We start from the raw sequence: 2,287 nt of genomic DNA on the forward strand, positions 1-2,287 counted from the left end.
CCGGGGCGACCCGGCGCTGCCCACCGTCCTGGTGGACGGCGGCCGGATCCGTCCGCCGCTCCCGCTCGCCGAGGGCATCGCGCCCGGCCGGGCCGTGTGGGACCACGACACCGACGGGTTCGGCCCGCCGCCGCTGGCCCGGCTCGAACTCGACGGTCCCCGGGCCGAGGTGCCCCCGGACGCGGTGGAACTCGTCTGGTGCGTGGAGGGCCTCCAGCGCTACCACGGCGACGGCACCGTCCGGCTCCAGTGCCTGGCCAGGGTCGCGGACCGGCCCGGCCGCTGGTTCCGCCTCGCCCTGAAGGGCAAACCCGTCCATCTGCTGCGCCAGGCCCGCGGCCTGGCCGGCCCACCCATGGCTGTCCACAGCGACAGCGACGTGACCACCCGCTCGCTGGTACTCGCCGGCGCGGCCGAAATGGAAGGTGCAGGACATGCCGTCGTCACCGTCATCAACCCCTGACTTCACGCTCATCGGCGGAGGGATCGTCGGTGCCTGCCTCGCCGAGGAGTTGAGCGACAGCGGGGCGTCGGTCCGCGTCCTCGACTCCGGTGCCGAACCCGGGCACTCGACCAACCGCGCGGCGGGCGTGGCGGTTCCCTCGCTGCGCTACCTCACCGACCGGGAGTTCTACGACTGGCTGCGGACGGCCAAGCGGGACCTGGACGCCGATGTCGCCCGGCTGGAGCCGGAGTACGGCGCGTTCAGCGTGGCCAGGCCCATCCTGCGCGCCCTGCGCGAGTCGGACGTGGAGGCCCACGGCGACGTGCTGGGCGGCCTCGGCGTCGGCGACTGGGTGGAGGGCGACGCCCTCGCGCAGGCCACGCCCGGGCTCAAGCTGCCGACCAGCAGGCGCTACCTCCTCGACCCGGACGGGCTGATGATCGACGGCCGCCGCTACCTGGACGCCGTACGGCGCCGGTGCGTGGCCCGGGGCGTCGACTGGCGGCAGGGCGTCACGGTGCGGGAGGTGCGCGAGGAGGGCGCGTCCGTCTCGGTGGTGACCTCCGACGGGACGCTCCGCGCGGACCGGGTGGTGATCACCGCCGGCGCCTGGAGCTCGGGCAAGGGCCTGGCCGAGGCGACCGGAGTCCGGCCGCAGCGCGGGCAGATGGCGGTGCTGCGCACCGACGAGGAGCTGAACTGCATCCTGTCGTCCGCGTACTACCTCGCGCCCGGCGTCGGTGACGACGTGATCGTCGGTGCGACGGAGGAGGACACGGGTTTCGCCGAGCACGTGACCACCCAGGGCATCGCGCATCTGCTGCGCTTCGCCACGACCGTCATGCCGGGGCTCGCGGAGTCGGTGCCCGTGGAGCTGCGGGCCGGGCTGCGTCCGGTGTCCGGCACCGGACGGCCGCTGGCGGGCGCACTGCCCGGCCACGAGCGGATCTTCCTGTCGGCCGGCCACGCCGGGCACGGGCTGCTCTCGGCGCGCGCCACCGGCAAGGGCATGGCGGCCGGCCTGGTCGGTGACGACTGGAACGCCCTGCCGTACAGCATGTGCCCCTCGCACGCCCTGGGCGGTGCCTCCTGATGCGCATCGACCATGTGATCCTGGGCGCGCGGACCATCGAGCCGCTGCGCGAACTGCTGTGGGACCAGTACGGGTTCGGCATCACCGACGGCAGCCCCAACCCGGACGGCACGGCGAGCTGGGTGGTGCCCTTCGACACGCCCGACGTGCAGTATCTGGAACTGCTCGTCACCCACGACGAACGGCAGCTGGCGAGCGAGGACTTCGGTCGGCTGTTCCTGGAACGGACCGCGGACGGGCCGGACTTCCTCAACTGGGCGGCGCTGACCGACGACATCGAGTCCACCGCACGCGAGGTGGAGACCGTGACCGGAGCGGATCCGGACCTCTTCCGCGGCGAGTCGGTCCGGGCCGACGGTGTGCGTGTGCCGTGGGCGGAGGCGGCGTTCGACCTGTCGTGGCGCAGCCGGGTGCTGCCGTTCTTCCTGAGCTACGGCGACACGGCGGCGCGCGCGGCCCGGGTGCCGGGCGATCTCAAGGCGGCCGGGCACCGGGTGTGCCCGACGTCGCTGCGGCGCCTTGAGGCGGGCCGGGCGCGGGAGCAGGAGCGGGACTGGGCGGACCGGTGGCCCGGACTCGCTGCGCTCGACGTCGTCGTCGACCCCGCGGCCGGGCCCCGCATCTCGGCGGTGCACATCGACACCGCCGAGGGCGAGACGGTGGTGCGGCTTCCGTGACCCCCGCACGCCCCGCACCCGTGGGGGCATCGGGCCGCCCCGGCCGCGGCACCGCCGCGACCGGGGCGTCCG

The 2,287-nt window shown here is 74.6% G+C and carries 3 protein-coding genes; all 3 read left to right on the forward strand.

The window, feature by feature from the left end:
* On the forward strand, positions 1-463 hold a 463-nt coding region (locus tag KS423_RS43800), incomplete at its 5' end, for a hypothetical protein (RefSeq protein WP_224285267.1).
* Entirely contained in the window at positions 435-1,538 is a 1,104-nt protein-coding gene (locus tag KS423_RS43805) for an FAD-binding oxidoreductase (protein WP_224285268.1), read from the forward strand. The genes KS423_RS43800 and KS423_RS43805, both read left to right, overlap by 29 nt.
* A complete protein-coding gene (locus KS423_RS43810; RefSeq protein WP_224285269.1) occupies positions 1,538-2,215 on the forward strand; it encodes a VOC family protein in 678 nt (225 codons plus the stop codon). The genes KS423_RS43805 and KS423_RS43810 overlap by 1 nt, the downstream gene beginning before the upstream one ends.
* Positions 2,216-2,287: the final 72 nt, after the last annotated feature.

This window comes from Streptomyces sp. LS1784, assembly GCF_020103755.1.
In the GTDB taxonomy this organism is placed as follows: Bacteria; Actinomycetota; Actinomycetes; order Streptomycetales; family Streptomycetaceae; genus Kitasatospora.

Coding starts and splice junctions, on each gene's coding strand:
- KS423_RS43805 (WP_224285268.1), top strand. CDS start 435: ATGCCGTCGTCACCGTCATCAACCCCTGACTTCACGCTCATCGGCGGA.
- KS423_RS43810 (WP_224285269.1), top strand. CDS start 1,538: ATGCGCATCGACCATGTGATCCTGGGCGCGCGGACCATCGAGCCGCTG.